General features: G+C 70.0%; 31 protein-coding genes. 16 read left to right on the top strand and 15 right to left on the bottom strand.

Annotated features, from left to right (window positions below; all coding sequences use genetic code 11):
* Positions 1-73: 73 nt before the first annotated feature.
* Positions 74-1,603 (bottom strand): UDP-N-acetylglucosamine 1-carboxyvinyltransferase, encoded by a 1,530-nt coding sequence (locus ACIBK9_RS09930; RefSeq protein ID WP_352326032.1) that lies wholly within the window; start codon positions 1,601-1,603, stop codon positions 74-76.
* A gap of 16 nt (positions 1,604-1,619) precedes the next feature.
* A complete protein-coding gene (locus ACIBK9_RS09935) occupies positions 1,620-3,344 on the bottom strand; it encodes an enoyl-CoA hydratase-related protein (protein WP_397156719.1) in 1,725 nt (574 codons plus the stop codon).
* 299 nt (positions 3,345-3,643) lie between these two features.
* On the opposite strand from ACIBK9_RS09935, the gene ACIBK9_RS09940 reads away from it, so the two are divergent.
* From ACIBK9_RS09940 to ACIBK9_RS09950, 3 genes are all read left to right on the top strand, one after another.
* Positions 3,644-4,018 carry a nuclear transport factor 2 family protein gene (locus ACIBK9_RS09940; protein ID WP_387675235.1) on the top strand — a complete coding sequence of 125 codons (375 nt, stop codon included), beginning with the start codon at positions 3,644-3,646 and terminating at the stop codon, positions 4,016-4,018.
* Between the two features lie 486 nt (positions 4,019-4,504).
* Positions 4,505-5,041, top strand: coding sequence for an SET domain-containing protein (locus ACIBK9_RS09945; protein ID WP_397156722.1), 537 nt, complete (start codon positions 4,505-4,507; stop codon positions 5,039-5,041).
* 14 nt (positions 5,042-5,055) lie between these two features.
* Positions 5,056-5,388 (top strand): hypothetical protein, encoded by a 333-nt coding sequence (locus tag ACIBK9_RS09950; protein WP_397156724.1) that lies wholly within the window; start codon positions 5,056-5,058, stop codon positions 5,386-5,388.
* Positions 5,389-5,418: 30 nt separating this feature from the next.
* On the opposite strand, the gene ACIBK9_RS09955 is transcribed toward ACIBK9_RS09950, so the two are convergent.
* Positions 5,419-5,991, bottom strand: a complete 573-nt coding sequence (locus ACIBK9_RS09955) for an SGNH/GDSL hydrolase family protein (protein ID WP_397156726.1) — start codon at positions 5,989-5,991, stop codon at positions 5,419-5,421.
* Positions 5,992-6,447: 456 nt separating this feature from the next.
* Here ACIBK9_RS09955 and ACIBK9_RS09960 point away from each other — a divergent pair, with 456 nt between their 5' ends.
* Both ACIBK9_RS09960 and ACIBK9_RS09965 read left to right on the top strand, forming a co-directional pair.
* Positions 6,448-6,738 carry a hypothetical protein gene (locus ACIBK9_RS09960; RefSeq protein WP_352326027.1) on the top strand — a complete coding sequence of 97 codons (291 nt, stop codon included), beginning with the start codon at positions 6,448-6,450 and terminating at the stop codon, positions 6,736-6,738.
* Between the two features lie 305 nt (positions 6,739-7,043).
* Positions 7,044-7,388, top strand: a complete 345-nt coding sequence (locus tag ACIBK9_RS09965; RefSeq protein ID WP_352350632.1) for an STAS domain-containing protein — start codon at positions 7,044-7,046, stop codon at positions 7,386-7,388.
* On the opposite strand, the gene ACIBK9_RS09970 is transcribed toward ACIBK9_RS09965, so the two are convergent.
* The 3 genes from ACIBK9_RS09970 to ACIBK9_RS09980 are packed head-to-tail and all read right to left on the bottom strand — an operon-like array spanning position 7,376 to position 8,602.
* On the bottom strand, positions 7,376-7,675 hold the full coding sequence (locus ACIBK9_RS09970; protein WP_397156728.1) for a DUF952 domain-containing protein: 300 nt from the start codon (positions 7,673-7,675) through the stop codon (positions 7,376-7,378). The genes ACIBK9_RS09965 and ACIBK9_RS09970 overlap by 13 nt on opposite strands.
* Positions 7,672-8,226: a GNAT family N-acetyltransferase gene (locus tag ACIBK9_RS09975; protein ID WP_397156730.1), complete on the bottom strand. Its 555-nt coding sequence runs from the start codon at positions 8,224-8,226 to the stop codon at positions 7,672-7,674. The genes ACIBK9_RS09970 and ACIBK9_RS09975 overlap by 4 nt, the downstream gene beginning before the upstream one ends.
* A gap of 52 nt (positions 8,227-8,278) precedes the next feature.
* Complete coding sequence (locus ACIBK9_RS09980; protein ID WP_358286711.1) at positions 8,279-8,602, bottom strand: multidrug efflux SMR transporter; 324 nt, start codon at positions 8,600-8,602, stop codon at positions 8,279-8,281.
* A 73-nt stretch (positions 8,603-8,675) separates the two neighbouring features.
* On the opposite strand from ACIBK9_RS09980, the gene ACIBK9_RS09985 reads away from it, so the two are divergent.
* Positions 8,676-9,629 (top strand): radical SAM protein, encoded by a 954-nt coding sequence (locus ACIBK9_RS09985; RefSeq protein ID WP_397156733.1) that lies wholly within the window; start codon positions 8,676-8,678, stop codon positions 9,627-9,629.
* Positions 9,630-9,638: 9 nt separating this feature from the next.
* Here the strand turns inward: ACIBK9_RS09985 and ACIBK9_RS09990 are convergent, their stop codons facing one another.
* The 3 genes from ACIBK9_RS09990 to ACIBK9_RS10000 form a co-directional block, all read right to left on the bottom strand.
* Positions 9,639-10,136, bottom strand: coding sequence for a GNAT family N-acetyltransferase (locus tag ACIBK9_RS09990; RefSeq protein ID WP_397156735.1), 498 nt, complete (start codon positions 10,134-10,136; stop codon positions 9,639-9,641).
* Positions 10,137-10,227: 91 nt separating this feature from the next.
* Positions 10,228-10,731, bottom strand: coding sequence for a hypothetical protein (locus ACIBK9_RS09995; RefSeq protein ID WP_397156737.1), 504 nt, complete (start codon positions 10,729-10,731; stop codon positions 10,228-10,230).
* Positions 10,728-11,174 carry an MFS transporter gene (locus ACIBK9_RS10000; RefSeq protein WP_397156739.1) on the bottom strand — a complete coding sequence of 149 codons (447 nt, stop codon included), beginning with the start codon at positions 11,172-11,174 and terminating at the stop codon, positions 10,728-10,730. The genes ACIBK9_RS09995 and ACIBK9_RS10000 overlap by 4 nt, the downstream gene beginning before the upstream one ends.
* Before the next feature lie 149 nt (positions 11,175-11,323).
* Here ACIBK9_RS10000 and ACIBK9_RS10005 point away from each other — a divergent pair, with 149 nt between their 5' ends.
* Complete coding sequence (locus ACIBK9_RS10005) at positions 11,324-11,566, top strand: hypothetical protein (RefSeq protein ID WP_397156741.1); 243 nt, start codon at positions 11,324-11,326, stop codon at positions 11,564-11,566.
* 191 nt (positions 11,567-11,757) lie between these two features.
* On the opposite strand, the gene ACIBK9_RS10010 is transcribed toward ACIBK9_RS10005, so the two are convergent.
* Complete coding sequence (locus ACIBK9_RS10010) at positions 11,758-11,919, bottom strand: hypothetical protein (RefSeq protein ID WP_397156743.1); 162 nt, start codon at positions 11,917-11,919, stop codon at positions 11,758-11,760.
* A 510-nt stretch (positions 11,920-12,429) separates the two neighbouring features.
* Here ACIBK9_RS10010 and ACIBK9_RS10015 point away from each other — a divergent pair.
* Positions 12,430-12,951, top strand: a complete 522-nt coding sequence (locus ACIBK9_RS10015) for a hypothetical protein (RefSeq protein WP_397156745.1) — start codon at positions 12,430-12,432, stop codon at positions 12,949-12,951.
* Positions 12,952-13,426: 475 nt separating this feature from the next.
* On the opposite strand, the gene ACIBK9_RS10020 is transcribed toward ACIBK9_RS10015, so the two are convergent.
* Complete coding sequence (locus ACIBK9_RS10020) at positions 13,427-13,828, bottom strand: hypothetical protein (RefSeq protein ID WP_397156747.1); 402 nt, start codon at positions 13,826-13,828, stop codon at positions 13,427-13,429.
* 80 nt (positions 13,829-13,908) lie between these two features.
* Here ACIBK9_RS10020 and ACIBK9_RS10025 point away from each other — a divergent pair, with 80 nt between their 5' ends.
* Positions 13,909-14,433: a hypothetical protein gene (locus tag ACIBK9_RS10025; RefSeq protein WP_397156749.1), complete on the top strand. Its 525-nt coding sequence runs from the start codon at positions 13,909-13,911 to the stop codon at positions 14,431-14,433.
* Here ACIBK9_RS10025 and ACIBK9_RS10030 read toward each other — a convergent pair.
* Positions 14,326-14,829 (bottom strand): tyrosine-type recombinase/integrase, encoded by a 504-nt coding sequence (locus ACIBK9_RS10030; RefSeq protein WP_397157566.1) that lies wholly within the window; start codon positions 14,827-14,829, stop codon positions 14,326-14,328. The two genes, ACIBK9_RS10025 and ACIBK9_RS10030, sit on opposite strands and share 108 nt — an antisense overlap.
* Between ACIBK9_RS10030 and ACIBK9_RS10035 the strand changes: the two genes are divergently transcribed.
* From ACIBK9_RS10035 to ACIBK9_RS10050, 4 genes are all read left to right on the top strand, one after another.
* Entirely contained in the window at positions 14,788-17,001 is a 2,214-nt protein-coding gene (locus ACIBK9_RS10035; RefSeq protein ID WP_387675191.1) for an ATP-dependent RecD-like DNA helicase, read from the top strand. The genes ACIBK9_RS10030 and ACIBK9_RS10035 overlap by 42 nt on opposite strands.
* 169 nt (positions 17,002-17,170) lie before the next feature.
* Entirely contained in the window at positions 17,171-18,364 is a 1,194-nt protein-coding gene (locus ACIBK9_RS10040; RefSeq protein WP_364335663.1) for an Ig-like domain-containing protein, read from the top strand.
* A gap of 225 nt (positions 18,365-18,589) precedes the next feature.
* Complete coding sequence (locus tag ACIBK9_RS10045) at positions 18,590-18,898, top strand: MiAMP1 family antimicrobial peptide (protein WP_352329610.1); 309 nt, start codon at positions 18,590-18,592, stop codon at positions 18,896-18,898.
* Positions 18,899-19,384: 486 nt separating this feature from the next.
* Positions 19,385-20,254, top strand: coding sequence for an alpha/beta hydrolase family esterase (locus tag ACIBK9_RS10050; protein WP_397156752.1), 870 nt, complete (start codon positions 19,385-19,387; stop codon positions 20,252-20,254).
* A 69-nt stretch (positions 20,255-20,323) separates the two neighbouring features.
* On the opposite strand, the gene ACIBK9_RS10055 is transcribed toward ACIBK9_RS10050, so the two are convergent.
* From ACIBK9_RS10055 to ACIBK9_RS10065, 3 genes are read right to left on the bottom strand one after another with little or no spacing between them, the layout of a single operon-like run.
* Positions 20,324-21,514, bottom strand: coding sequence for an alpha/beta hydrolase family protein (locus ACIBK9_RS10055; RefSeq protein WP_397156754.1), 1,191 nt, complete (start codon positions 21,512-21,514; stop codon positions 20,324-20,326).
* A 20-nt stretch (positions 21,515-21,534) separates the two neighbouring features.
* Complete coding sequence (locus ACIBK9_RS10060) at positions 21,535-22,332, bottom strand: hypothetical protein (protein WP_397156756.1); 798 nt, start codon at positions 22,330-22,332, stop codon at positions 21,535-21,537.
* Complete coding sequence (locus ACIBK9_RS10065; protein ID WP_397156758.1) at positions 22,329-23,276, bottom strand: ABC transporter ATP-binding protein; 948 nt, start codon at positions 23,274-23,276, stop codon at positions 22,329-22,331. Before ACIBK9_RS10065 ends, ACIBK9_RS10060 begins: the two co-directional genes overlap by 4 nt.
* Before the next feature lie 134 nt (positions 23,277-23,410).
* Between ACIBK9_RS10065 and ACIBK9_RS10070 the strand changes: the two genes are divergently transcribed.
* The 3 genes from ACIBK9_RS10070 to ACIBK9_RS10080 all read left to right on the top strand — a co-directional run bounded on the left by ACIBK9_RS10070 (position 23,411) and on the right by ACIBK9_RS10080 (position 26,807).
* Positions 23,411-24,736 (top strand): sensor histidine kinase, encoded by a 1,326-nt coding sequence (locus ACIBK9_RS10070; RefSeq protein WP_397156760.1) that lies wholly within the window; start codon positions 23,411-23,413, stop codon positions 24,734-24,736.
* The gene (locus tag ACIBK9_RS10075; protein ID WP_397156762.1) at positions 24,733-25,395 is read left to right on the top strand and encodes a response regulator; all 663 of its coding nucleotides are present in this window, start codon (positions 24,733-24,735) and stop codon (positions 25,393-25,395) included. Before ACIBK9_RS10070 ends, ACIBK9_RS10075 begins: the two co-directional genes overlap by 4 nt.
* Positions 25,396-25,475: 80 nt before the next feature.
* Positions 25,476-26,807, top strand: a complete 1,332-nt coding sequence (locus ACIBK9_RS10080) for a serine hydrolase domain-containing protein (RefSeq protein ID WP_397156764.1) — start codon at positions 25,476-25,478, stop codon at positions 26,805-26,807.
* Positions 26,808-26,812 lie beyond the last annotated feature (5 nt).

Here is a 26,812-nt window from a genome sequence, read left to right on the forward strand (position 1 = left end):
CCTGCCCGCGGACGACGCCGCGCGCAGGCATGCAGCTTGCAGAGGAGACGGTAGCGGCCGCCACCGACGAAAATCAGATGTCGCGGAAGGTCTCGATGCGCGCGCCCAGCGCGTTCAGCCGCTCGGCCAGGTCCTCGTAGCCGCGGTTGATCACGTACACGTTGCGCAGCACCGACGTGCCCTCGGCGGCCATCATGGCCAGCAGCACCACCACCGCCGGGCGCAGCGCCGGCGGGCACATCATCTCGGCGCTGCGCCACCGCGTGGGCCCCTCCACCAGCACCCGGTGCGGGTCCAGCAGCTTGACCGAGGCGCCCAGCCGGGTCAGCTCGGTCAGGTAGATCGCCCGGTTGTCGTAGACCCAGTCGTGGATCAGCGTCGAGCCCTGCGCCGCGGCCGCGATCGCGGCGAAGAACGGCACGTTGTCGATGTTCAGCCCCGGGAACGGCATCGGGTGGATCTTGTCGATGGGGGAGACCAGCTTGGAGGGCCGCACCGTCAGGTCCACCAGCCGGGTACGCCCGTTGGCCGCCCAGTACTCGCCCGTGCGGTCGCAGTCGAGCCCCATCTCCTCCAGAACCGCCAGCTCGATCTCCAGGAACTCCACCGGCACCCGGCAGATCGTCAGCTCCGAACTGGTCACCACCGCGGCCGCCAGCAGGCTCATCGCCTCGACCGGGTCCTCGGAGGGGGAGTAGTCGACGTCGCGTTCGATGGAGGCCAGCCCGTGCACCGTCAGCGTCGTGGTGCCGATGCCCTCCACCCGCACGCCGAGCTGCTCCAGGAAGAAGCACAGGTCCTGCACCATGTAGTTGGAGGAGGCGTTGCGGATCACCGTCACCCCCGGATGCCGGGCCGCGGCCAGCAGCGCGTTCTCCGTCACGGTGTCGCCGCGCTCGGTCAGCACGATCGGCCGCGCCGGGGCGGCGCCGCCGTCCACCTTGGCGTGGTAGAAACCGCCCGTCGCGGTGATGTCCAGCCCGAAGTGCTTCAGCGCCGACATGTGCGGCTGGACGGTACGCGTGCCCAGGTCGCAGCCGCCCGCGTACGGGATCTGGAATTCCCCCGTACGGTGCATCAACGGCCCCAGGAACATGATCACGCTGCGGGTACGGCGGGCCGCCTCGGTGTCCATCGCCTCCAGCTCCAGCCGGGCCGGCGGCACGATCTCCAGGTCACTGCCCTCGTTGATCCACCGCGCCCGCACCCCGATCGAGGCCAGCACCTCCAGGATCCGGTAGACCTCCTCGATCCGCGCCACCTTGCGCAAGATCGTGCGGCCGTTGTTCAGCAGCGACGCGCACAACAACGCCACACAGGCGTTCTTGGACGTCTTGACGTCGATGCTGCCCGACAGCCGGCGCCCGCCCACCACCCGCAGATGCATCGGACCGGCATACCCCAGGGACACGATCTCGCTGTCGAGCGCCTCCCCGATCCGGGCGATCATCTCAAGACTGATGTTCTGGTTGCCGCGCTCGATCCGGTTGACCGCGCTCTGACTCGTCGCCAGCGCATCGGCCAGCTGAAGCTGCGTCCAACCGCGATGCTGACGCGCATCCCGGATGAGCCGGCCGATCCGCACAAGGTAATCATCTGCCACAACACACGACCATATCTCACATATGAGATGCCGCCGCGACCCCGGGTCCCGACGCGCCGGACAGCTCCCGATGACCCGCCAGATGCGGGGGAGTGGCCTGCGCCCGCGCCTTGCCCACGAACGCCCGGCGCGCCTCCCGGAACCCGTTGCGGTCGTCGAACATGTCCCGGCTCATCTCCGCCAGCTCCTCGGCCCGGTAGGCGTCCAGCGGCTTGCGCCGTTCGTCGGCCTCCCGCGCCTGCCGCCGCGCCGCCAGCAACGCCTCGTAGGAGGAGTCCTGGGCCAGCCGGTGCGCGAAGTCCACCACCCGCCGCTCGAACTCCTGCCGCGACCCGCCCGCCACCCGATCGGCCAGCCCCAGCTCCACCGCCTCGGCGGCCCCCACCGGCAACGCCCGCCCGGTCAGCTCAGCCGCCGCCTGCGCCCCCACCCGCCGCGGCAGCACGTACGTCCAGAACTCACTGCCGAACAACCCCATCGTCCGGTAATGCGGATTGAGCACCACCGGCTCCCGCACGATCACCCGGTCGGCGCCCAGCCCCATCATCACCCCGCCCGCCCCCGCGTTCCCCGCGATCGACGTCACCACCAGCTGCGACGTGCACGCCACGATCTCCCGGCACACCGCGTTGATCGCGTTGATGTTCATCCACGCCTCAAGCTCCGGATGGCGCGCCGCCTCGATCACGTTCAGGTGGATGCCGTTGGAGAACACCTCGCCACCGCGCACCACCAGCACCCGCGTGTCCTGCGCCGCCGCGTACCGCAACGCCGCCGCCAGCCGCCGGCACTGATCGGTGGACATCGCGCCGTTGTAGAAGTCGAAGCTCACCACCCCGACCTCCTCGCCGCGCTCGTAGGTGATCTCGCTGTAGCCGGCCCGCTCACCCACACCCGCCAGCCGCTCACCCAGCACCATCGTCGCCGGCAGCTTCACGCCACTCACCTGCGAGCCCGCCTCTGCGCCCGCCTCCAGGCGCAGGTGGCCCACCCACACGGTTCCCTGACCGGTGTGCACCAGCACCGCACCCTCACGCCGGGCCGCCACCGCCCCAGGCGCGCCGGCCAGATCGGGACCCCGGTGCACGTCGAACACCCGCACCGGCAATTCGCACAACCGGGCCCGGCCGCCCGGCGCCCCATCAGCCGCCCGCACCAGCCGCACGATCTCCTCGGCCGGCTGCTCCCAGGAGAACTCCCGGTCGGCGTGCCGCATCGGCCGCCGCAGCCGCCCCGTCACCTCGGGGGAGCGGTAGTCCAGCGGCGCCGGCGCGAACAACGGATCGGCCGCCTTGCCCGCGACCTCGGCCACCAGCTCCACCGCCGCGTCGGCCACCGGCCCGTTGTACAGCGCCGACTTGCGCGGCGGCTCCGACGGCATCGGGAACGTCCGCCACCCCCAGATGGGGCCGGCGTCCATCTCCTCCACCGCCTGCAGCGCCGTCACCCCCCACTCGCGCTCGCCTTCGGCGATCGCCCAGTCCAGCGAGGACGGCCCCCGGTCCCCGGGCGGCCCCGGATGGATGATCACCGTACGGTGCCCGCGCCACAACGCCTCCGGCACCCGCTCCTTCAGGAACGGGCAGATGACCAGGTCCGGCTTGACCAGCTCGGCCGCCTCCACCATGACCCGCTCGGAGATCGCCAGCTCGACGCTCACATCATGGCCGGCCCGCCGCAGCTCCAGCCAGGCACGCTGGGTCAGGCCGTTGAACGAGGAACACAGGAGCAGGATGCGCAACGCGGAACTTCCTTCACTGAGACGTCAAGGGCAGCGGGCAGGGGAGAGGCGTCAACCGACCGCGAGCGGACGAACACCGCCAGTACCGGCATTAACGGCAGTCCCATAAGGCCCAGGCATCTCTAGATGTTGACACGAATCTTCCACCGATGCTGACAAATCACCACAGAAAGCCAGGCTGAGCAGCCAAATTGCCCTGATATGCCCGGAAAAATCCTGGCGGGGGAGACACCTCAACCCCGACCAGCAACCCCACTCGAAACCCACCGCAAGGGACAACCCACCCCACAATGGATCACATGGACACCCGCGCCGCCGCCCAGCACTTCGCCGACACCTGGCAACACGGCTGGACCCACCACGACACCACCGCCATCATCGCCCTCTACAGCGACGACGCCACCCACACCAGCATGCCCTTCCGCCCACCCCACCACGGAAAAGACGCCATCGCCGACTACATCCGGCAATCCTTCACCGGCGAAAGCGACCCCCACGTCACCTTCACCACCCCCATCGTCGACGGCGACCAGGCCGCCATCGAATACCGGGTCCACGCCCTCGACAACGGCCACCCCGTCACCCTCGCGGGCTGCGTCTTCGCCCGCTTCAACCCCGACGGCCTGGCCATACAGACCCGCGACTACTGGCACACCACCCCAGGCCACCGATAAGCAGAGAATTCAGCGCCGCCCCATCGGCACCGGCGCCACCACCCCCGGGACCGGCAACGGACGCGCCACCTGCCGCGTCTCCTCAACCTCCGCCACCTCAGCACGCCGCTCGGCGTGCCCACCCCCGCAATACCCGTTCGTCAGGATCAACCGCCCCCGCAGCGGCGTGTACGCCTCCCTGTCGGAAGCAGGCAGAACCCCCTGACACACCGGACATAAAACCGACTGGTTCCCCACGTGCTGCTCCTCTCGCTGAGCGAATAGCAGGAGCTCTACCCTAAAACCACCGAACATGACAAAGACAGTGAATCAACACGCCGTCAAAGCCCCCGTCAGCCCCCGGGGGAGCCCCGCCGCGCCACCCCACCACCCACAAAACCCCAGATCACACCCCCATGCCCAATTCACCCGCCAAGATCACAATGAAGGCGGAAACACCCGAAAAAACTTCCCACCAACCCCACAAGCAACCCCAGGGAACCACCGATGACGAGCCACCCCTATCCACCCCAGTCCTGGCTCACCCCACACGCCCACGCCACCCTCTCACCCATCCACGGCACCGGCCTGTTCGCCCGCGAACACATCCACGAAGGCGAAACCGTCATGCGGCTGGGCGGCCACCTGATCGACAACCACACCCTGGCCACCCTCACCCCGCCCTACAGCAGCCTCACCGTCCAGGAAAACCTCCACCTGCTCCTCGACCCGGACCACCCGGCGCGCTACGGCAACCACTCCTGCGAACCCAACCTCTGGCACACCGACGCCACCACCCTGACCGCCCGCACACACATCACCCCCGGCCAAGAGCTCACCATCGACTACGCCACCCACAGCGGCCTCGCCACCTGGTCCATGACCTGCCACTGCGCCACACCCAACTGCCGGGAAACCGTCACCGGCGACGACTGGCGACTGCCACACCTCCAACTCACCTACGGCACCCACTGGAGCCCACCCCTGCTCAACCGCATCAACCAGGAACAACCGCGCACCCAGCCCACGCCTCCGCGCCCGTGAGCTACCCTCCGCACATGGCCAAGTTCCTCGCCGTCCTCAACGGCGCCGCCGACAACGCCGACAAGGCCGAACTCACCGAGCAGCAGCAGAACGAGTTCATGCACGCATGGGCGGCATGGGCCCAGAAGAACGAGCACGCCCTGATCGACCCCGGAGCACCACTCTTCCGCAAGAAACTGGTGACGACCCACGGCATCGAGGACTTCACCGACGCCAAGACCGGATACGCGATCGTGGAGGCCGACACCCACCAAGACGCGGCACAGCTCTTCAGCGACCACCCTCACATCGCCCTGATGCCCGGCAACTCGATCGAAGTCCTCGAGTGCCCACCCATCCCGTCCTGAGAAGCGCGGGCCCCACCACCCCAGCGCCCCTCACGGGATGAACAAAGACCCACTCACCCCCACCGGCTCCCACAGGCCGAGCGCCCGCAGCAGATTCCTCGCCAACGCCCGATGCCCGTACTCATTGGGATGACACCCGGACCCCATCCAATGCTCGCCACCGTCCCAGGCCGCATGATGATCCACCAGCACATCCGCCTCCAGCGAGCGCACCACCTCGGCATAAGCCGGCAGATCAGCCCAGCCGGACTCCGGCGCCCGATTCGGCGTCTGAAGCACCACCTTCGCCCCCGCCTCCCGCACCCGGGAAACCACCGCGGCATAGTCACGGGCAAAAGCCGCAAGACCCGCCGACCCCGCCCCACAGTCGTTCAGCCCGAACATCAGCACCACCACATCAGGCCGATGACGCAACACCGCGTTCTCCACATCGAGCTCAGAGACCTTCTGACCACTCACCCCGGTGTTGATCACCACATCGGACGGCCGGTTCAGCTCGAACCGCACCCGCTCGGCGAACAACTGCGTGTAGTCACGCCACCCGAACGTGTGCAACGCCCCCTGAGTCACGCTGTCACCCGTGAACAACCACACCGTGCTCATCCCGATCACCACACCCCAGACGACGACAATGCCGCACGAAAGGCTAGACGATCACCGCCCCGACCACCCTGCACGGGGGAGTAGCGCTACGAACGAACGCTGGACAACCGTCGAAAGGTAATGCCGCCGACACAACCGCCCGTCGGCCTCATCCGCAAAGGGGAGGCCGAACCGCGCCGCCGAGCCTCAGGCGCCAGAAGCGGATCGCCCATCCGCCACGTACGCGCAGACCCTCCGGCGGGGAGCACGACAGCGATCGCACCCGAGTTCGATCCGCGCAGCTGCCGAACGCAGCCGACCACCACCGCGACGGCACACCCACCCGCGACCGGAAGCGCGGAGGAGGCCCTCGATCAGCTCTACTTGACATAATGTTCATTATCGAGCAACCAGCCAACGCCACGACGCAGCAAAGACACCCCGCATGAACAGTCACCCGCCGGGCAGATTTCCACCATGCCCAGCCTGACGTCCAGCCAGCTCCTCGCCGCCCCGCCGGCTCTGGCCGCCTCGACGGCCGGCCTCGTCGCACTCACCGCGGTCATCGTCGCCGCCGTCATCTGGCTGATCATTCTGGCCGTACGGTTCACCAAGAGCCCCCGCAATCGCCCCAACCCCAGCGTCGACCTGGTGGACCAGGCCCGGGAGCTCAAGGCCCTGGGCCAGATACAGGAAGCCGTCTTCCTGGTACGCGGCGAGACCGGCATGAGCCAGCGTGCCGCCTCCCGCTTCGTGAACCGCCTCTAGCCGGACAAACTGCTCATACCGTACAGAACGTGGATTCTGTGTGGTTTGGGTAATTCGTCCGCAAAAGCGCTGCTCGGGGGGCTCTGGAGATGCCCGTGATTACGCACGGCGGTCGGACGGCTGCTCTATGCTGTCGGGGTGCGGGTGTGTGAACAGGGGGCGTGAAACCCCTCCGGCCTCGGCGGGGCCGCCTTGGTCCAGGGGGGTCGGCGGTCCCGGCGTACGTCACCGGCCGCACGGTCCACGGTCCACTCCCCCCCCTTCCGATACCGGGCATGTGAGAGCCCGGGAATGGCGGCTTTGTCGTGAATACCCCGGACCCCCTCGGGCGTGCGTCCCTCCCCCATCTGCTCTATGTCGATCACCAGTTGCGCATCACGTGCTGCCCGATGCCGGGTCCGTCGATCATCCGGTTGGTGGGCGAGGTGGACGCGACGAATCAGGTGGCGCTGGCCGAGACGTTGGGGCGGGCGCGGCGGATCGACGAGTCGCTGGTGGTGGATGTGAGCGGGCTGGATTTTCTGGGGGTGGAGGGGGCGCGGTTGCTGGTGGTGTCGTGCCGGGCGGGGCGGACGCAGTTGGTGGGGACGCCGCCGCATGTGTTGCGGTTGTTGCGGGCGATGGGGTGGACGGGTGGTCAGGGGGCGTAGGGGTGGGTGGCGGTGACGGCGGTGACGGGGAGGGGGCCGTAGAGGTGGGGGTAGCCGTTCTCGGTGCGGATGTCGAGGCCGGTGGGGTCGATGTCGAGGACGAGGAGGGGTTGGGTGACGGCGGTGTAGTAGGTGTCGTGGACGGTGCGGAGTTGGGTGTGGTCGTGGCTGAGGTGGATGAAGCCGATGTCGTCGAGGGTGTGGCCGAGGGTGGAGATGCGGTACTCCCCTGCTTGCTGGGCGTGTTGCCAGTCGGTTTGCAGGGCGAGGTGGTGGAGGACGGTCATGGGGTCCATTCGGTTTCGAGGATGGCGTAGATGGTTTCGCTGGTCCATTCGCCTTTGACGATTTCATTGTCGACGAGGGTGGCTTCGTGGCGCATGCCGAGTTTTTCCAGGACGCGGGCTGAGGCTTTGTTGCGGGCGTCGAGGCGGCCGGTGATGCGGTGGAGGCCGAGTTGGGTGAAGCCGAGGTGGATGAGGGGGCGGGTGGCTTCGGGGGCGTAGCCGTGGCCGTGGTGGTCGGGGTGCAGGACGTAGCCGATTTCGCCTTGGCGGTGTTGTGTGCTGGTCCAGATGAGCAGGGCGTTGCCGATGAGTTGGCCGGTGGTGCGCAGGGTGATGGCGAGGTCGAGGGCGTCGCCTTCGTCGTGGAGGGTGTGGCGGGTGATTTTTTTGTCGAGGGAGGTGCGGGTGGTTTGGCGGTCGCGGGGTTCCCAGTAGAGGTAGCGGGTGACGTCGGGGCGGGATTCGTAGGCGTGGAGGGCGTCGAGGTCGTCGGGGGTGAAGGGGCGTAGGTGGAGGCGGGGGGTGGTGAGGGGGTATTCGGGTGTGAGCACGGGGGCAGTGTAGGGAGGGGGTGGGGGGTGTTCAATGCGTTTTTGGTGGGGTTCAGTGGCTGCCGGCGAGGTTGAGGACGATGACGCCGCCGATGATGAGGAGGATGCCGCTGATCTTGAGGGGGGTGAGGGTTTCGCCCATGAGGGTGGCGCCGATGAGGGCGATGGCGGCGGTGCCGGCGCCGGACCAGATGGCGTAGGCGGTGCCCATGTCGAGTTGGAGTTTGAGGGCGCGGGCGAGCAGGACGAAGGAGGTGATGTAGCCGGTGGCGACGGCGATGGTCCAGCCGATGTGGGTGAGGCCGTTGCTGAGTTTGAGTGCGGTGGTGGCGAGGACTTCGGAGGCGATGGCGAGGGCGAGCAGGATCCAGGCCATGGGGGTTCCTTCGGGGTGTGGGTGTTGCGGGTTCCGCTTGAAAAGGTAGTCGAATGCGTGTTCCACTGGTTGGGTGGGTTGGGATGCGCTGGCGCTTGTCGAGGCGGTCGATGAGCGGCCGCTGATCGAGCGGCGCGCGGTGGTGCGTGACGGTTTTTATGAGACGCAGGCCCGTACGGTGATCGAGCGGGTGCCTGGGAGTGCGGGCATCGTCGAGCGGTGGGCGGTTTCGCCTTATCGGGGTTGTGCGCATGCGTGTCTGGGGTGTGGGGCGCGGGCGGGTCATCGCAGGCTGGGGTTGGATGCGGGGGCTGATTTCGATGCGCGGATCGTGGTCCGTGCGAATGTGGTGGAGCGGTTGCGGTCGGAGTTGGGGCGGTGGGAGGGCGAGCCGCTGGCGGTGGGGGTGGCGGGCGATGGTTATCAGCCTGCTGAGGAGAGGTATCGGTTGATGCCGGGGGTGGTGGCGGCGCTGGGGGCGGCGGGGGTGCCGTTCACGGTGTATACGCGCAGTGCGCTGGTGTTGCGGGATGCGGAGGTGCTGGCGCGGGCGGGTGCGCGGGTGGCGGTGTCGATCGCGTTCGTGGACGAGCGGATCAGGCGTGCGGTGGAGCCGGGTGCGGTGGGGGCGCAGGCGCGGTTGGAGTTGGTGTCGGCGCTGGTGGAGGCGGGGGTGGAGTGCCGGGTGTTGATGGCTCCGGTGTTGCCGTTGCTGAGTGATGCGGCTGATCAGTTGACGGCGACGGTGCGGCGGATCGCGGGTGCGGGGGCGGTGGCGGTGGAGCCGGTGGTGTTGCGGTTGCCGCCGGGGACGCGGCAGTGGTATTTGCGGTGGTTGGCTGGGGCGCATCCGCATCTGGTGGAGCGTTATGAGGAGCTCTACGATCGGGCGGGGTTCCCCTCCCCCGGCTATGAGCAGCGGATCACGGGGCAGATCGCGCAGTTGTGCCGGGTCTATGGGATGCGGTGCGGTGCGCCGGAGCCGGTGGGTCGGGGGCCGTCGGTGGCTCAGTTGTCGCTGGTGTGATCCCTGGGGTCAGGGGCGTTGGCAGAGGATCATGCCGGGCCACTCCCCTACGGTGAAGGGCTGGTCGCGGGTGAATCCGCAGCTTTCGTAGTAGGAGACGAGGCGTTCGTCGTCGCCGGCGTAGCAGTCGACGCGGACGAGTCCGAGGCCGCGGTCGCGGGCTTCTTGCAGGGCCCATTGCAGGAGGTGTCGTCCGACGGATCGTCCTGCGTGGCGTTGGTCGATGACGAGGACCTGGACGTAGAGCTCGGGTTCGGTGGCGGGGGTGACGTAGGGCAGGGCGTCGCCGACGACGATGCAGCCGGCTGGTTGGTCGTCGATCTCGGCGATGCGCATGCCGCCGCCGGCGAGCCAGTCGGCGGCTTGCTGGGTGCGGCGGGGGTCGCCGGTGAAGGGGCGGGTGCCCCATTGGCCGGTGCGGTTCTGGCTGACGAGCCATTGCACGGCGCTGTCGAACATGGTCAGGAGGACGGCGTCGTCGCCTGGGCGGCCTTCTCTGATCTTCACCGGTGACACTGTAAGGGGTGGTGGGTGGGTTGGGTGCTGACGGGGGTCGGGTTCGTGGTGTGGTTCCCGCTCCCCCGTCTGGGGGTCGTCTCTATGGGGTGTTCGTGGTTGTGGTTTTCGGGAGTGCGAGCATCACGAGTGCGGTGATGAGGTAGAGCGCGGTGGAGGCGATCAGGACGATGCTGAGCGCGTGACTGTAGGCGGGCAGCGCCGGTGGTGTGGCGGCTGGTGGGGTGGCGGTGGCGGTGGTGAAGAAGATGGTGCCGAGGACGGCGATGCCGGCCGCGCCGCCGATCTGGTTGACGGTGGACAGGACCCCGCTCGCGGCGCCTGCGTTGCGTCCGGGGACGCCTGCCAGGACGACGTTGACGAGGATGGGTGCGGCGAGGCCGAGTCCGAGGCCGCCGGCGAGCAGTGCGAGGGCGAGGGGCCAGTAGCCGGGTTGGTTGCCGTCTTTGATGATGGACCACAGGGCGAGCTGGGATGCGGCGATGGTGAGTGAGCCGGTGATGAGGAGCGTTCTGCCTGCTTTGGTGGCGAGGGCGACGCCGAGGCCGGAGGTGATGATCGAGCCGAGGGCGTACGGGAGGATCACCAGGCCGGTCTGCCATGCGGTTCGGCCGGTTGTGTTCTGATGGTGCGCCAGCCCAGTCCGAGCAGGTCGGCGTCGACGAGCAGGCCGCCCAGCAGTGGTCCGGCGACCGAGGCGAGGCCCTGGACTGCTCGGTAGGCGCCGAAGGCCTTGGCGTGCTCGCCCGGGGGGAAGGTGGCCCGGATGATGCCGAACACCTGCGGGACCATGATTCCTGCGGTCAGTCCTTGCCCGGCTCGCATGGCGATGAGCATGCCGGGGTCGGCTGCCAGGGCGCACAGGGCCGAGGTGGTCATGAAGCCGGTCAGTCCGATGGTGAACAGGCGCTTGCGGCCGTGCTGGTCTCCGAGGCGTCCGCCGGTGATGAGGCCCGTGCCCAGGGTGAGGGTGTAGGCGGCGATCGTCCATTGGATCTGGGTGTGGTCGGCGGCCAGGTCCTGGGCCATGGCGGGGGCTGCGACGGTGCGGAAAGATGGGGGCCCAGTTCGCTGGGGACGGCACATCTGTAGGCTGTTGATCGGCGAGGCGCGGATATCTGACGCCGCTGTGCTTCTCATCGCGATTTCGTCTTGTTCGTGGATCAAGGAGTGCCGTCGTGGCGATCGGCAAGGCAGTGCACGTCGCAGCCGGGTTGTTCCTGACCGGGGTCGGCTCGCTGATGTTGCTGGCGTTCAGTAGCCTGGCCCTCGGCGTGCCCGTCGGGTTCCTGCTGGTTTGCGTGTTTCTTCTGGGTGCGGGACTGGTGGGCCTGTTCCGAAGTCAGTACAAGGACTTCTTCGCAGGCTGGCTGCTGTGGGCTGCGACATTGACCACGTTCACGGGGGTCGTGCTCTTCTAGGCGTCTTCGGGCATCGGGAGTCGAGCGGGCAGCTACGCAGGTCTCCATGACCAGGTCAGGTTCCAGGTCGTCTCGTCGATGACGCCGGTCGGCGTCGCACCGACGTTGTCCTGGTAGCTGGCGCACACGGCCTTCGACTCCGGGCCGCAGACGCCGTAGACGCCGTCACGTCGCCCGACCGGGGGCCCGCTTCACCCGCGCGTGCAGCTCGTCCCCTCGGGGCGCGAGGCGGAGTAGCCGTCGTGGTGACTCCTGATCTCGATCGCGTCCTGGAGAGCGGCGAGCAGGGCGATGTCCGTCTCGTCCCGGCCGCCCGACAGGTGCATCCGCTGAATCTGGTGGCCGTGCTGCACGCGCTCACGTCGTCACCCACACGCCATTGATCGACCGGCCCGCAGGCTGCACCGGCCGCGCCATACACACCGCGCTGATCTCGCCGGAGGCTGGAAGGAACTCGTGCAAGCGCCAGGGTGAGCAGACGGCATCTGGTCGGAGACGGTGTGGACGGGGCCGCCCAGGTCGAACCCGGCCCGCCAGGCAGGGGGCGGGCCGTCGCGTCTGTGCCCGTACATGCAGTCCCGGAGCTCATTCGCCCTGTCCGGGATCATCGTGCGCAAATATGCACGCCTCCCCCTATTTGCTGCTAAATATCTGAAACGATTGCTTTTTGTTTGTCTTTCGATAATCCTTGCCTTCCATAGAAAAACGTGTGCGCTTTATCGCTTCGTCGAAGGGGTACTTTCAAATTTGCAACCATTTAGGGGCAGCTATTGGCCCCTTTCGTTCGAATCTGGCATCTACAGGGGAAACACGTGGCTCCATACCAGAGCGGGCGCGCTTCGCACCCACTCGGCATCACACGCGTGCTGGCGTTTGCTCTAGCCGCTACGGCAACCAGCGCACTCACGGCTCTCTCAGTTCCAGCGCCAGCCTTTGCCGGCGTCCACACGACATCGGTCGCCGGCGTTCACGGCCTCGCGGATGCCAAGGTCGTGAAAGCAAAGAATCGCTCCTTCCCCGGCGGGATGGACGACGACAACGCTGTCGCGATCGACTCGGCCTTCCAGGGGGACCCCGAGGACGAGGAGAGGTCGCCGACCAAGTTCGTCGGGGTCGTTCGGGAGGACAAGGTACTGATCAGGGACCCGCGGACGACGCCACGATGGCACGACCTGTCCTCGCGGCTGCCCAGGAACTTCGGCCGCCTGGTCGACATCACTCTGGCTGCGCCCGACGAGGGGACGACCGTGCATGTCACTGTCCTCAACGCGCACTCCCGCATAGCGCAGAGCACGTGCACCGTCTTCCCGCCTCCGGGCACCATGGCGACGCGGCCTTGGCCCGCCAACTGCAGCCCCTTCTTCGACATCACGCCGCCCAACTGAGTCGACAGGGTCTGATCCGCTGACGCCGCCTGCCGTGCCCCGGACCTTCGGGGCACGGCACTCGCATTGATCTCGACCGTTTCGGCCCATGTCGGGCCACGTGAGTAACCGGCATGTCGCCGAGGAGCTCAGGGGAACTGCCGTGTCCTGCGCGTCGGCTCGCAGGCCGATGCCTACGTCAGGCGTGGGGCACCGCAGGCGTGCGGGGGCATCTGTGCGACATGTCCTCGTTCGCCGATCGGCGACCACCGGCCCGGTGAGCGAGTTGCCGCATGTGCCGCATGTGCCGCGGCAAGAGGCAGGTTGCGTTCCATCGGTCTCCTCAGAGGGTGCGGCCCGCCGGGCGCGAGTGCGGCCCGCGCGGCCTCTTCGGGGGACAGGGAATCTCGGCGCGCCCTCCCTTCGGCCGGGACGCGATGAGCGACGGCGAGCGCTTCGGCGCGGGTCCTCGTGATCACTACTGTTCTCATACGAGTCACGTGATCGACACAAAACCACACATGCCCGGAGGCACAGGGCTGCCGGGGGTGCACGCGGCTCCCCCGTCCTTGTCTGCCTGCTGCTCTACCCTTGCCTTCAAAACAGGCAACAGCGAGTTCTTGAGGAACTGGTCACCGCCCGGGAGACCGGGCAGCTCAACCGGCCTCGTGGACAGCAGTTTCGGCGGCGTCGTGTACACCGACGAGTACACCGACATGGTGCCCAGGTCCTCGGCATTGACTGCAACCCTCGAAATGGCACCGGCCGGAGCGCCCGGCCAGGCCAGAGACCCTACGACAGACGCCACCAGCTCGAATCCCGACATGCCAAAGGCGTCGAACGAAACTGAGGCGACGTCACCCCTCACGTCAGCCAAGAAGCTGCGACATTTGGCCATGGACGAATCTCCTCGGCACGCCGTAGCGTAGCCCTGACTATTAACCCTTAGGGGAAGCAACAGTCACGGGGAGACCAACCATGCCACGCTTCAAGATTGCACGTATCAGCACCACGGCCCTGCTCCTCTCCGCAACCTTAGCGGTCGCAACACCGCCAGCACACGCCGTGCAGGCTGCCACATCGGCCGCCTTTACTTATGACCCAAAGTGTCAGTTCCGTGCTGCGAGGAAAGTCGGCAATAACTGGCACATCAGTGAAGGAGGCGGAAATCTCCTCAGGAGCGGGGAAGAGGTCTGCCAGACTGGCGCCGCGAAGCTGATCATGCAATCCGACGGTAACCTCGTGCTTTACAACAACGGCAAAGCGGTTTGGGCGGCCAACACCACCGAAACGTTGACGAAGCCCAGTGGTTATCGGGCCGAGTTCCAGGCCGACGGCAACTTCGTGGTCTACGCCTACAATCCCCCCATCGTCAGATGGGCCTCCAACACATGGTCAACGTGCAGCGGCAGCGCGGTTTGTGAACTCGTCATCCAGGCCGACGGCAACGTGGTGATCTACAACATGAGCAACTCGAACAAGGTCGTCTGGGACGCCTGGTAGGGACCCCAGCTGGGCGTGGTCCACCGCCTCCTGGATCTTCTTCACGCTGACGCCCGCCTCCTGGGCGAGCGTCGCGAAGGTGTGCCGCAGCTTGTGCGGGTGCAGCCCCTCGATCCCGGCCTGACGGCCGACAGGCCGGACTCGTACACGTCCTTGCGGTCGAGGCGCCGGCCCGTGGCGGACGCGAACAGCGAGCCGGTCAGCGCCGCCACCGCCGCCCTGGCCCGCTCGGCGCGGTCGGCCAGGTACACGTCGATCGCGTGCGCTGCCATCGGCGGGACCATGAGCGTCTTCGGCTTGTCGCTCTTCTGCTGCTCTACCCTTGCCTTCAAAACAGGCAACAGAGGGGTTTGCGTGAAGCCTGACGCCAACGGTTCGCTCGGTGTGTCCCTCGATGCGGTGCTTGAGCGCATCACCTTCGCCAGTGAGGAGACGGGGTACACGATCGCGCGGGTGGCCACCGAGCGGTCGGGGGCGGAGTTGCTGACGGTGGTGGGGCCGTTGCTGGGGGCGCAGGTCGGGGAGTCGTTGCGGTTGCGGGGGCGATGGACGTCGCATCCGCGGTACGGCAGGCAGTTCGAGGTGTGGTCCTACACCACGGTGTTGCCGGCCACGGTTCAGGGCATCCGGCGTTATCTGGGGTCGGGGCTGATCAAGGGGATCGGTCCGAAGATGGCCGAGCGGATCGTCGATCATTTCGGTACGGGGACGCTGGAGGTGATCGAGCAGGAGCCGCAGCGGCTGGTGGAGGTTCCGGGGCTGGGTCCCAAGCGGACGAAGATGATCGCGGCGGCGTGGGAGGAGCAGAAGATCATCAAAGAGGTGATGATCTTTCTGCAGGGGGTCGGGGTGTCCACCTCGATCGCGGTGCGGATCTTCAAGCAGTACGGGGAGTCGTCGATCTCGGTGGTGCGCGGGCAGCCGTACCGGCTGGCCGATGAGGTGTGGGGCATCGGGTTCAAGACGGCCGACACGATCGCCCAGGCCGTCGGGATCCCCCATGACAGTCCCGAGCGGGTCAAGGCGGGGCTGCGGTACACGTTGTCGCAGGCGGCCGACGACGGCCACTGCTATCTGCCGGCGCCGAACCTGGTGGCCGACGCGGTCAAGATCCTCGACGTGCCGGCCGAGCTGGCCACGCGGTGCATGGAGGAGCTGGCGGCCGAGGAGGGGGTGGTGCGCGAGCAGGTGCCCGCCGGGGACAACAGCGTGCCGGCGGTGTATCTGCCGCCCTTCCACCGGGCCGAGCTGTCGCTGGCCGGTGGGTTGTTGTCGTTGCTGAACAGCGGCCATGACCGGCTGCGGTCCTTCGCCGACGTCGACTGGGAGCGGGCCGAGTCGTGGCTGGCGGCCCAGACGGGCGCCGAGCTGGCGCCCGAGCAGCGTCAGGCGGTACGGCTGGCGCTGACGTGCAAGGTGGCGGTGCTGACGGGCGGGCCGGGATGCGGCAAGAGTTTCACCGTGCGGTCGATCGTGACGCTGGCCAGGGCCAAGCGGGCCAAGGTGATCCTGGCCGCGCCGACCGGGCGGGCGGCCAAGAGGCTGTCGGAGCTGACCGGGCACGAGGCCACCACGGTTCACCGGTTGTTGCAGCTGAGGCCGGGCGGGGAGGCCACCTTCGACCGCGACAACCCGCTGGACGCCGACCTGGTGGTGGTGGACGAGGCCTCGATGCTGGACCTGCTGCTGGCCAACAAGCTGCTCAAGGCGGTGGCGCCGGGCACGCATCTGCTGCTGGTGGGCGACGTGGACCAGCTTCCCTCGGTGGGGGCCGGGGAGGTGCTGAAGGATCTGCTGGCCGCGGTGGACGTGCCGCGGGTGCGCCTGACGCAGATCTTCCGTCAGGCGCAGGAGTCGGGGGTGGTGACCAACGCCCACCGGGTCAACACCGGGCACCATCCGGTGCTGGCCGGCATGTCGGACTTCTTTCTGTTCCCGTGCGAGGAGCCGGAGGAGATCGCGGCGATGACGGTGGACGTCGTCGCGCGGCGCATCCCGTCCAGGTTCGGGCTGGACGCCCGGCGCGAGGTGCAGGTGCTGGCGCCGATGCACCGCGGCGCGGCCGGGGCGGGGGCGTTGAACATCGCGCTGCAGGAGGCGCTGACGCCGGCCCGCGAGGGCATGCCCGAACGCCGGTACGGCGGGCGGGTGTTCCGGGTGGGCGACAAGGTCACCCAGTTGCGCAACAACTACGACAAGGGCGCGGCGGGGGTGTTCAACGGCACGGTGGGGATCGTCACCGGCATCCGCCCCGACGACCACAGCCTGACCGTGCGCACCGACGAGGACGAGGAGGTCGACTACGCCTTCGACGAGCTGGACGAACTGGCCCACGCCTATGCCGTCTCCATCCACCGCAGTCAGGGCAGCGAGTATCCGGCGGTGGTGATCCCGCTGGCCACCAGCGCGTGGATGATGCTGCAGCGCAATCTGCTCTACACCGCGATCACGCGGGCCAAGAGGCTGGTGGTGATCGTGGGGTCGCGGCGGGCGCTGGCCCAGGCCGTACGGACCAAGGGCGCCGGACGGCGGCACACGAGCCTGACCCATCGCCTGGAGCGGCGCTGAACCCCTCGCGGGCAAGAGCGTTGATCGTCGCGTTGACGCAGGTTGACCTGGGGTTGACAGCAATTAGTGATGCAAATGTGACCGAACTCTCCTAAATGCTTCTGCGTCATACATGCAGGAGCATTAAAGTCTTTGGGGTGGGTTTGCCGCCCTGGGGGAGAGGACAGTCTTGAACGTTGCGCCCGCATGGACGAAGTCTGCCGCCGGCCTCGCGCTGCTGGCGGTCGCGGCCCTGACGGCATCCTGCTCGAGCGGGAACGCCGCCTCGCGCGGGCCGGAAGCGCCCGACGCCACCACCGTGGCCACCCCGCAGGCGCCCACCGTCACCATCAGCCCCGCCGAAGGCAGCGCCAAGGTCAGCCCCGACAAGAAGGTCGTGGTCACCGCCGCCGGTGGCGCGCTGGAGGAGGTGACCGTCGATGGCGGCGGCCACACGGTCGAGGGCAGGTTCAACGCCGACAAGACCAAATGGGTCTCCCGGACGCCGCTGAAGCCCTCCACCAACTACAACGTCTCGGCCAAGGCCGGCGCCACCGCCGCCACCAGCACCTTCACCACGGTCAAGCCCGAGCGGGAGCTGCAGGTCGCCGACGTCACCCCCAACGCCAAGGGCGAGACGCTCGGCGTCGGCGCCCCGATCATCGTCACCTTCAACCAGCCCGTCACCGGCAAGGCGGCCGTCGAGCGCGCCCTGGAGGTGGAGGCCGAGAAGCCCGTCACCGGCGCCTGGCGGTGGATCAACGACACCACCGTCATCTACCGCACCGCCAAGTACTGGCCCGCCCACCAGAAGGTCACCTTCAACGCCCGCATCACCGGCGTCAAGGCCGGCAAGGGCCTGTACGGCGTGAAGGACTACTCCGCCAGCCTCAAGATCGGCGCCAAGGTCATCAGCAAGGTCAACACCAAGACCCACATGATGTACGTCTACAAGGACAACAAGCGCGTGCAGACCATGCGCATCAGCGCCGGCATGGCCACCACCCGCGAGTACACCACGACCTCCGGCGTGCACCTGACGATGGAACGCGGCAACCCGGTGCGCATGATCTCCCCCGGCCGCAAGAAGGGCGACCCCGGCTACTACGACGTGATGATCGACCACGCCGTGCGCATCTCCAACTCCGGCGAGTACGTCCACGCCAAGGACAACGTCTGGGCCCAGGGCGTGCGCAACGTCAGCCACGGCTGCATCAACTCCCGCCCCGACCAGGCCAAGTGGTTCTACGACAACTTCCAGCGCGGCGACGTCGTGGAGATCACCGGCACCAACCGCGAGCTGGAGTGGAACAACGGCTGGGGCTACTGGCAGCTGCCCTTCTCGCAGTGGAAGAAGGGCAGCGCCCTGCACGCCAAGTCCTGACCGCTCCCCCGCTCCCCCTCCCTTCTTCGGGCCGGCTTCCAGCCGCTCACCGCCGCCGGCAGGCGCGGCGGTGAGCGGCTTTTTCGACGTCTCGGCCCGCTGTCGTGAACCGTCCTCGACGGGCCCTCGCCCTCGCCATCAGCGAAAACGCCTCGACGTGCACGAAGGGTTGCCATACGATTACCCATCGTGGGCATTCGTCAGGAACCCTCGAAGGAGAACACGTTGAAGAAGATCCTTCTCGTCCCCGCGATCACCGCCGGGTTCGTCCTCGCCTCGGCCGGCGCCGCGTACGCCTCCCAGTACGTCGCCTACGAAGGCCCCGGCTTCACCGGCCGCTCGGTCGTCCTGGACGCCTGCGGCGTGTCCAACATCCCCTACCACGGCTCCTACAAGTGGTACGGCGACGGCCAGAGCGGCCGCATGTACAACCAGCCCAACGCCTCCGGCGTGATGCACTTCGAACTGGCCTCCAACCGCAACGCCGAGCAGCGCACCCCGGTCGGCTGGAAGAGCATCTTCATCGTGTGCTGACCCGCCGCCCCTGACCGGCCGTCCCCCGGGCACAGGGGGCGGCCGGTTTCGGCATGCGAGCGTACGGACGGCCGTGCGAGGCACACTTGCCAGTACGGACCATCGGCACGCGCGGGGGGCGAGATGGGCAGGAGCGCAGGCACCACCGCGAGCAGCAGCACGGCCACCAGCGCCGCGAGCACCACGGTCTTGGCGTTGATGTCGCTCCTGGTGATGGTGGTGTTGTCCGGCTGCGCGGTGCCCTCTCTGCCGGGCGCAGGCCAACGGTCGCCTTCGGCCGGCGGGCAGGCATCCTCGCCGCCCTCCGCAGCGGCCCCCCTTCCTCGAAGCTCCCAGGAGGCGACTCCCCCGCGGACGCAAGGCCCGGCACAGGACCGCGCGCTGGGCCCGACTCAGGGCCGGACTCCCGGGCAGGCGCGGGGAGACGGGCAGCGGCAGGGGCAAGAGCAGGGGCAGGACCTTGGGCAGGACCTTGGGCAGGGCCGGATGCGGGAGCAGGGGCGGGGTGCGGCGAGCAGTGGATGCGCGGCCACGACACGCCGGCTCACCTCCGGTGCTCACCAGCTGACCACCGCCGGTCTGACCCGCCGCTACCTGCTGGCCGTCCCCGACGGGCCCGGCCCCCACCCCGTGCTGCTCAACCTGCACGGCCTCGGCTCCAACGCCGCCGAACAGGCCGCCTACAGCCGCCTGCCCCAGATCGGCCCAAGCCGCGGCTACATCGTCATCACCCCCCAATCGGCGCCCGGACGGCTGGCCTGGACCCTGCCGCACACCGCCGGCCCCGACGACACCGCCTACCTGGCCGCCCTGCTGGACGAGGTCGAACGCCACCAGTGCGCCCACCCCGGACGCGAGTTCGCCGCCGGCCTGTCCTACGGCGCGGGCCTGGCCGCCTCACTCGTCTGCGCCCTGGACGGACGCCTGAGCGGCGTGGCCGCCGTGGCCGGCATCCCCATCGCCCAGCCCTGCGCCCAGCCCGTCCCCACCACGATCGTCGCCTTCCACGGCACCGCCGACCGCCTGGTCCCCTACGACGGCGGCCACCCCGAGCCCGGCGGCCAACTGCGGCACCTGGCCGCGCTCGTCGTGCTGCCCCCGGTCGAGCAGACCATGGACGCCTGGGCCGCCGCCCAGCACTGCTCCTCCCCCGCCACCAGCCATCCCCTGCGCCGCGTCCGCCTGCGCCTGTGGACGTCCTGCGCGCGGGGAGCCACGCTGCGCCTGTACACGGTGGACGGCGGCGGCCACACCTGGCCGGGCCCCATCGAGGTGCCCGGCCTCGGCGACACCGCCCGCGACCTGGACGCCAGCCGCCTCATCCTCGACGCCTTCGACCGCGCCCCCACCCGCTGACCGGCCCCGGACGCGATCAGGGGAAGGCGGCGGACGGGGAAGGCGGCGCGTGCGCCTCCCGGTGCCGGGTCACGGGTTGTGGAAGCCGACTTCGGGGTTGTCCGGGGTGGGCCCGTCGAGCAGGGGCCGTCTGATGTTCCTCAGGTGCTGGTCGAAGAAGGCGGCGACGTAGGCGCGGGTGAGCGCCAGGCCGCGTTCGGCGGCGATGACTCCGGAAGCCGGCGGGCCGATCCTGCTCTGCGGGATGGCCAGGTCGGTGAAGCTGCTGTGCTGGGCCTGGGCCACGGTGAGCCAGCGCTTCCAGCCGCGCAGGGTCCGCCAGGCGCTGTCCCAGGTGTCGTCCTTGCCGGGGCTGTGGTCGCTCTGGCTGCCCATCAGCAGGAACGGGCGGGCGCCCAGGCCGGTGGCGGGGAGGGTCGCGCTGATGGTGCCGTCGAGGTTGATCCCGGCCTTGACGCGCTTGTCGGTCGCCATGGTGGTGGAGGCGGCCTCGCCGCCGAGGGAGTGGCCGGCCATGCCGACGCGCCTGGAGTCGATCAGGTCGGCGCGTTTCCAGGCCGGGTGGCGGCCGGTCAGCCGGTCCAGGACGAAGGAGACGTCCTTGGCGCGGTTCCTGGCGATGGCGGCCTTGCCGCCCTCGGGGGGTTTGGGCTGGTCGCACAGGGGTGCGCAGGTGAGCAGGCCGACGCCGGGGAAGACGGTCCCCGACGATTCGTAGGCGTGGTCGAGGGAGGCGACGACGTAGCCGCGGCTGGCCAGGTCCTCGGCCAGGGAGGTGAGGCTGGCCCGCGGCAGGCCGAGGCCGGGTGAGAGCACCACCAGCGGGTGGCGGCCGCGCCTGGGGGGCGTGCCGGTGTGGGCGTAGGTGCGGATGCCGCTGACGATCTCGGCGGGCAGGTCGGCGCCGGGGGCCTTGCGCCGCAGCAGGGACGCGGCCTCCTCCACCGTCATGAAGGGCGCCGGGGCGCCGGTGGCCGAGCGAGCGGGGTAGTACATCGAGACCATCAGGCGGCGCGGGCCCGATCGCGGGACCCACGGGTCCTTACGGCTGGTGTCGACCAGGTACAGGACGTCGCGGCCGACCGGATCGGGGCCGGTGGGGCGCGGCAGTTCCAGCCCGGCAACGGCCGGGGACGCGGTGGCGGCCGGGACGGCGGGGGTGGAGGGGCCGGAGGGAGTGGCCGAGGCGGTCGGCGTGGCGCAGGCCGTGACGGCCAGGGCCAGGCAGGCTGCCAGCGGCCGGAACAGCAGGGAGTTCATCGGATTCCTCTCAGGAGCGGTCAGACGTCGCGGCGGTGCACGACGAGCACGGTCAGGACGGCGGCGGCCAGCGGCCAGGCCGCGAACACGGCCCAGGAGCCGGCCACCGTGGGCAGGGCGGGGTCGTCGCGGAGCTGGGGCAGCCCCAGACAGGTACGCCAGACGTAGAAGGGCACCAGGGCGTAGAGGTCGTTGAGCCACTGGTGGACGGTCGGCCGGAAGAACGTCGGCACGATGACCAGCACCGCGCAGACGGACACGACGGCGGCCGCGGTGTGCCGCAGCAGCGCGCCGATCCCCATGCCGACCAGCCCTGACACCGGAGCCAGGAGCGCGTTGGCGGCCAGCACGCGCAGCACGCCGGGATCGCCGAGGGCGACGGCGACGCCGCGGCCGGACAGGATGGCCTGGCTGACGCCGAAGGTGGCGGCCGAGACGAGCACGCCGATGGCCAGCAGCACGCCGCCGACGACGGCGAGCTTGGCGGCCACGACGCGGTGACGGGCCGGGACGGCGGTCAGGGTGGTGCGGATGAGGCCGGTGGCGTACTCGCCGACGATCGTCAGCGCGCCCAGGCCGCCGGCCCCGATCATGAACATGGTGGCCGACAGTCCGCTGAACGCCTCGTTCAAGGGGCTGAACATGGCCTTCTGCATCGGCGGGAAGTTCGGCCACTCGCGGTAGGCGTTCAGGGCGCTCTGGGCGGCGAAGGCGATGATGGCCAGCGGGCCGAGGCCGAGCAGCCAGCGGGTGGAGCGCAACGACCAGAGTTTGATCCACTCGGCGGCCAGCAGGTCACGCAAGCGGGCGGCCGTCATCGCCGGTCACCTGCCAGGGAGTCGGCATGGGAGTCGGCATGGGAGTCGGCGCGGTGGTCGGCGCGGTCGGCGGTCAGCTCCATGAAGGCCTGCTCCAGCGAGGCCCGGCGTGGGGCGAGTTCCCGCAGCACGATGCGCCGCTCGAAGGCGAGCTCGCCGATGCGGGCGGCGCTCAGCCCGGTGACGGTCAGCGCGCCGTCGTCGCCCTGCTGCGCGCGGGCGCCTGCCTGGGCCAGCACGGCGGCCAGTTCGGCGGGGGCGCCGCAGCGCACGGTCACCGACGAGCCGGTGCCGCGGGCGGCGAACTCGGCCACGCTCTCCTCGGCGATCAACTCGCCCCGGCCGATGACGACGAGCCGGTCGGCGGTGTGCTCCATCTCGCTCATCAGGTGGCTGGAGACCAGCACGGTGCGTCCTTCGGCGGCCAGGCGGCGGAACAGGCCGCGCACCCAGCGCACGCCCTCGGGGTCCAGGCCGTTGACCGGCTCGTCGAACAGCAGCACCGGCGGGTCGCCCAGCAAGGCGGCGGCGATGCCGAGCCGCTGGCGCATGCCCAGGGAGAAGCCGCCCACCCGGCGGCGGGCCACGCCCTCCAGACCCACCTCCCGCAGCACCTCGCCCACCCGGCGGCGCGGCAGGCCGTTGCCGCGGGCCAGCGCCGCAAGGTGCGCCGCCGCGGTGCGTCCGCCGTGCACGTCGCCGGCGTCCAGCAGCGCGCCGGCGTGCCGCAGGCCGGCGCGGTGACGGGCGAACGGGCGGCCGCCGATGGTGGCGGTGCCGCTGGTGGGCCTGTTCAGCCCGAGGATCATCCGCATCGTGGTGCTCTTGCCGGCGCCGTTCGGGCCGAGGAACCCGGTGACGCAGCCCGGCCGCACGGTGAAGGTCAGCGCGTTGACGGCCCTCACCGGGCCGTAACGCTTGGTCAGTTGGTTGACTTCGATCACCCGTCCAACGGTGTCGCAGGCCGGGCAGGCGGGGCATCTGGCCGCAGGCCTGTTCGCCTGCCGGTGGGGTGGCCCGCGGGCATAGGCCGGCAGGCCGATGCCCGCGGGGGCGACCGGTGACTACGATCGGCCGGGTGCGCGAACCAACGCCCAGGCCACCCTTGACGCAGCGGCTGCCGCACGGCGTGCGGACGGCGCTGTCGTGGTGCGCCGTGGTGGCCTGCCTGCCGCTGCTGTACGTCGTGACGCTGACCGACGGCGAGAGCCCGCTGCCGGTGGGCGCGGCACACTTCGGGTTCGCCGCCGCGACGGCGGTCCCGATGGTGTGGGCCCGGCGGCGGTCGTGCGCGGTGCTGGCGGTGCTGCTGGCCGAACTGGTCGTGGCGGTGGCCGTGGCGCAGCCCGCCGAGCGGATCTGGCCGCTGCTGCCGGCGGCCGACCTGCTGGTCTGTCTCATCACGGCCACCCGTACGCGCCGGAGCGGGCTGGTGGCGGCGGCCGCCACGCTGATCGTGCAGCAGGCGGTCTGGTACGGGACCCTGCTGGCCCAGGGGCTGCGCGCCGCCGCGCCGGGCTTCCTCGCGCTGTCGCTCCTGCTCGGCCTGGGCGTCGTGGTCGCCTGGACGGCGGGCACGACGCTCCGGCAACGACGCGAGTACGGCCAGGCGCTGCGTGCGCAGGCCGAGCTTCAGGCGGTCACGGCCGACCGGCTGCGCATCGCGCGAGAGCTGCACGACATGGTCGCCCACAGCATCGGCGTCATCGCCATCCAGGCCGGCGCGGGCGCCCGGGTGATCGACACCCGGCCGGACCAGGCGCGCCAGGCGCTCGGCGCGATCGAGGCCGCCGGCCGGCAGACGCTGCAAGGGCTGCGGCACATGCTCGGCGTGCTCCGCGAGCCCCCGGCCGCCGGAGAGCCGGAGACGTGGGCGGGGCCGGGGTCGGAGACGGAGACGGGGTTGCTGGCGGGGCCGGGGTCGGAGACGGGGGCGGGGGCGGGGTTGCCGGTGGGGCTGGCGGACCTCGACCGGCTCGCCGCGACGACCACGGCCGCCGGCCTCCACGTGGACGTGCGCCGCCGAGGCACGCCACGCGAGCTGCCCCCGGCCGTCGACCGGTGCGCCTTCCGCATCGTCCAGGAGTCGCTGACCAACGTCGTCCGCCACGCCGGCGCCCGCCACTGCCAGGTCGTCCTCGACTACGCGCCCGGCGAACTGCGCGTCGACATCACCGACGACGGACGCGGCACCGCCTCAGCCGTCGCGGGCTCAACCGGCGCGGGCTGGCCCGGCGGTGGGTACGGGATCGCCGGCATGCGCGAGCGAGCCGCCCTGCTCGACGGCCGCCTCAGCGCCGGGCCGCGCCCGCAGGGCGGCTTCCGCGTCACCGCGGCCCTTCCGCTGCCGCAGCACGCCCCGGCGGGCGAGAGCGGCCGCAGCACGCGCGTGGAGGCACGGTGACCGTCCGCGTCCTGCTCGCCGACGACCAGCCGCTGATCCGCGCCGGTCTGCGCATGGTCATCGACGGCACCGGCGACGTCGTCGTCGCCGGGGAGGCCGGGACGGGGGCCCAAGCCGTCCAGCTCACGCGGCAGCTACGCCCCGACGTCGTCGTGATGGACATCCGCATGCCCGGCATGGACGGCATCGAGGCCACCCAGACCATCACCGCCGAATCCCCAGCCACCCGCGTGATCATGCTCACCACGTTCGACGACGACGCCAACGTCCACGCCGCGCTGCGGGCCGGAGCCAGCGGGTTCCTGGTCAAGGACATGGCGCTGGAGGACATCCTGTCCGCCGTCCACGTGGTCGCGGCCGGCGACGCGCTGATCGCGCCCAGCGTCACCCGCCGCCTCATCGCCGAGTTCGCCGGCCGCCCCCAACCTCGCCCGCTGCCCCGCGAGCCGCTGGGCGTCACCGCGCGCGAACGCGAGGTGCTGACCCTGGCCGGGCGCGGCCTGTCCAACGCCGAGATCGCCGCCCAGCTGCACATCAGCCCCGGCACGGCCAAGGCCCACATCGCCAGCCTGCTCACCAAACTCGGCGCCCGCGACCGGGTCCAGCTCGTCATCGCCGCCTACGACGCCGGCCTGGTCACCCCCCACCACGATCGATGACAGCCCGGCGGCCAGGCCGGCCGCGGCGAGGCGGCAGGTACGCACCTGGCGGCCACCCGACGCCGCTAGTGTTGTCGCCCATGAGTCAGGTGGGACAGGTGACGGCCCGCGCGCTGCTGCGCAGGCTGGCCGTCGAGCAGGCCGAGTGCAGGGTGCCGTCGCTGACGGCGGCGATCGTCCGCGACGGGCGGACGGTGTGGTTCGGCGGCCGCGGCCGCGTCGGCGACGGCCCGCCGACCCCGGCCACCCAGTACCGGCTGGGATCGATCACCAAGTCGATCGTGGCCGTGGCCGTCATGCGGCTGCGCGACGAGGGCAGGATCGCGCTGACCGACCCGCTGGAGCGTCACCTGCCCGGCACCGCCGCCGGGCAGGCCACCATCGCCCAGCTGCTGTCGCACACCTCGGGCCTGACCGCCGAGCCGCCGACCGACTGGTGGGAGCGCACCCCCGGCCTGGAGCTGCCCGACCTGCTCAAGCGGGTGGGCCCCGACCAGGTCAGGCACCGGCCCGGCCGGCTCTTCCACTACTCCAACGTCGGGTTCGCGCTGCTGGGCGAGCTGGTGGCCCGGCTGCGCGGCACCGACTGGCAGCAGGCCGTGCGGCAGGAGGTGCTGGCGCCGCTGGAGATGAACGCCACCACCGCCCGCCCCCGCGCCCCGCACGCCACCGGCTACGCCGTCCACCCGTGGGCCGACACGGTGCTCACCGAGCCCGAGCACGACGCCGTGGCCATGGGGCCGGCCGGGCAGCTGTGGTCGACCCCGCACGACCTGGCCCGCTGGGCGGCCTTCGTCGGCGGTGACACCGGCGGCGTGCTGTCGCCCGACACCCTGGCCGAGATGCGCGAACCGGCCGGCGTCGCCGACGGCGACTCCTGGACCGCCGGCTACGGGCTCGGCCTGCAACTGGCCCGCGTCGGCGGGCGCCGCCTGGCCGGGCACACCGGGTCCATGCCCGGCTTCCTGGCCACCGTGTGGGCCGACCCGGCCGAACGCGTCGGCGTGCTGTTCATGGCCAACACCACCAGCGGCATGACCGGCTCCCTGCCCACCGACCTGCTCGACATCCTCGACGAGCACGAGCCGCGCCTGCCCGAGGAGTGGCAGCCCGCCCCCGCCGACCCCGACCTGCTGGCGCTGACCGGGCTGTGGCACTGGGGGCCCAAGCCGTACGCGCTGCGGCTGCTGCCCGAGCGCGGGCTGTCGCTGGCGCCCGTCGACGGCAGCGGGCGCGCCTCCCGGTTCGTGCCCCAGGACGACGGCACCTGGCTCGGGCTGGACGGCTACTACGCCGGCGAGAGGCTGCGCGTGGCCGCCGACCACCTCGACCTCAACACGTTCGTCTTCACCCGCGAGCCCTACGACCCGGCCGCGCCGGTGCCGGGCGGCGTGACCGGCTGGCACGCCTGACCCGC

Source organism: Nonomuraea sp. NPDC050227, assembly GCF_044459705.1.
Lineage (GTDB): Bacteria > Actinomycetota > Actinomycetes > Streptosporangiales > Streptosporangiaceae > Nonomuraea.

Coding starts and splice junctions, on each gene's coding strand:
- ACIBK9_RS09940 (WP_387675235.1), top strand. CDS start 3,644: ATGGACACCCGCGCCGCCGCCCAGCACTTCGCCGACACCTGGCAACAC.
- ACIBK9_RS09945 (WP_397156722.1), top strand. CDS start 4,505: ATGACGAGCCACCCCTATCCACCCCAGTCCTGGCTCACCCCACACGCC.
- ACIBK9_RS09950 (WP_397156724.1), top strand. CDS start 5,056: ATGGCCAAGTTCCTCGCCGTCCTCAACGGCGCCGCCGACAACGCCGAC.
- ACIBK9_RS09955 (WP_397156726.1), bottom strand. CDS start 5,991: ATGAGCACGGTGTGGTTGTTCACGGGTGACAGCGTGACTCAGGGGGCG.
- ACIBK9_RS09960 (WP_352326027.1), top strand. CDS start 6,448: ATGCCCAGCCTGACGTCCAGCCAGCTCCTCGCCGCCCCGCCGGCTCTG.
- ACIBK9_RS09970 (WP_397156728.1), bottom strand. CDS start 7,675: ATGACCGTCCTCCACCACCTCGCCCTGCAAACCGACTGGCAACACGCC.
- ACIBK9_RS09980 (WP_358286711.1), bottom strand. CDS start 8,602: ATGGCCTGGATCCTGCTCGCCCTCGCCATCGCCTCCGAAGTCCTCGCC.
- ACIBK9_RS10000 (WP_397156739.1), bottom strand. CDS start 11,174: ATGGCCCAGGACCTGGCCGCCGACCACACCCAGATCCAATGGACGATC.
- ACIBK9_RS10020 (WP_397156747.1), bottom strand. CDS start 13,828: ATGGCCAAATGTCGCAGCTTCTTGGCTGACGTGAGGGGTGACGTCGCC.
- ACIBK9_RS10025 (WP_397156749.1), top strand. CDS start 13,909: ATGCCACGCTTCAAGATTGCACGTATCAGCACCACGGCCCTGCTCCTC.
- ACIBK9_RS10050 (WP_397156752.1), top strand. CDS start 19,385: ATGCGGGAGCAGGGGCGGGGTGCGGCGAGCAGTGGATGCGCGGCCACG.
- ACIBK9_RS10055 (WP_397156754.1), bottom strand. CDS start 21,514: ATGAACTCCCTGCTGTTCCGGCCGCTGGCAGCCTGCCTGGCCCTGGCC.
- ACIBK9_RS10060 (WP_397156756.1), bottom strand. CDS start 22,332: ATGACGGCCGCCCGCTTGCGTGACCTGCTGGCCGCCGAGTGGATCAAA.
- ACIBK9_RS10080 (WP_397156764.1), top strand. CDS start 25,476: ATGAGTCAGGTGGGACAGGTGACGGCCCGCGCGCTGCTGCGCAGGCTG.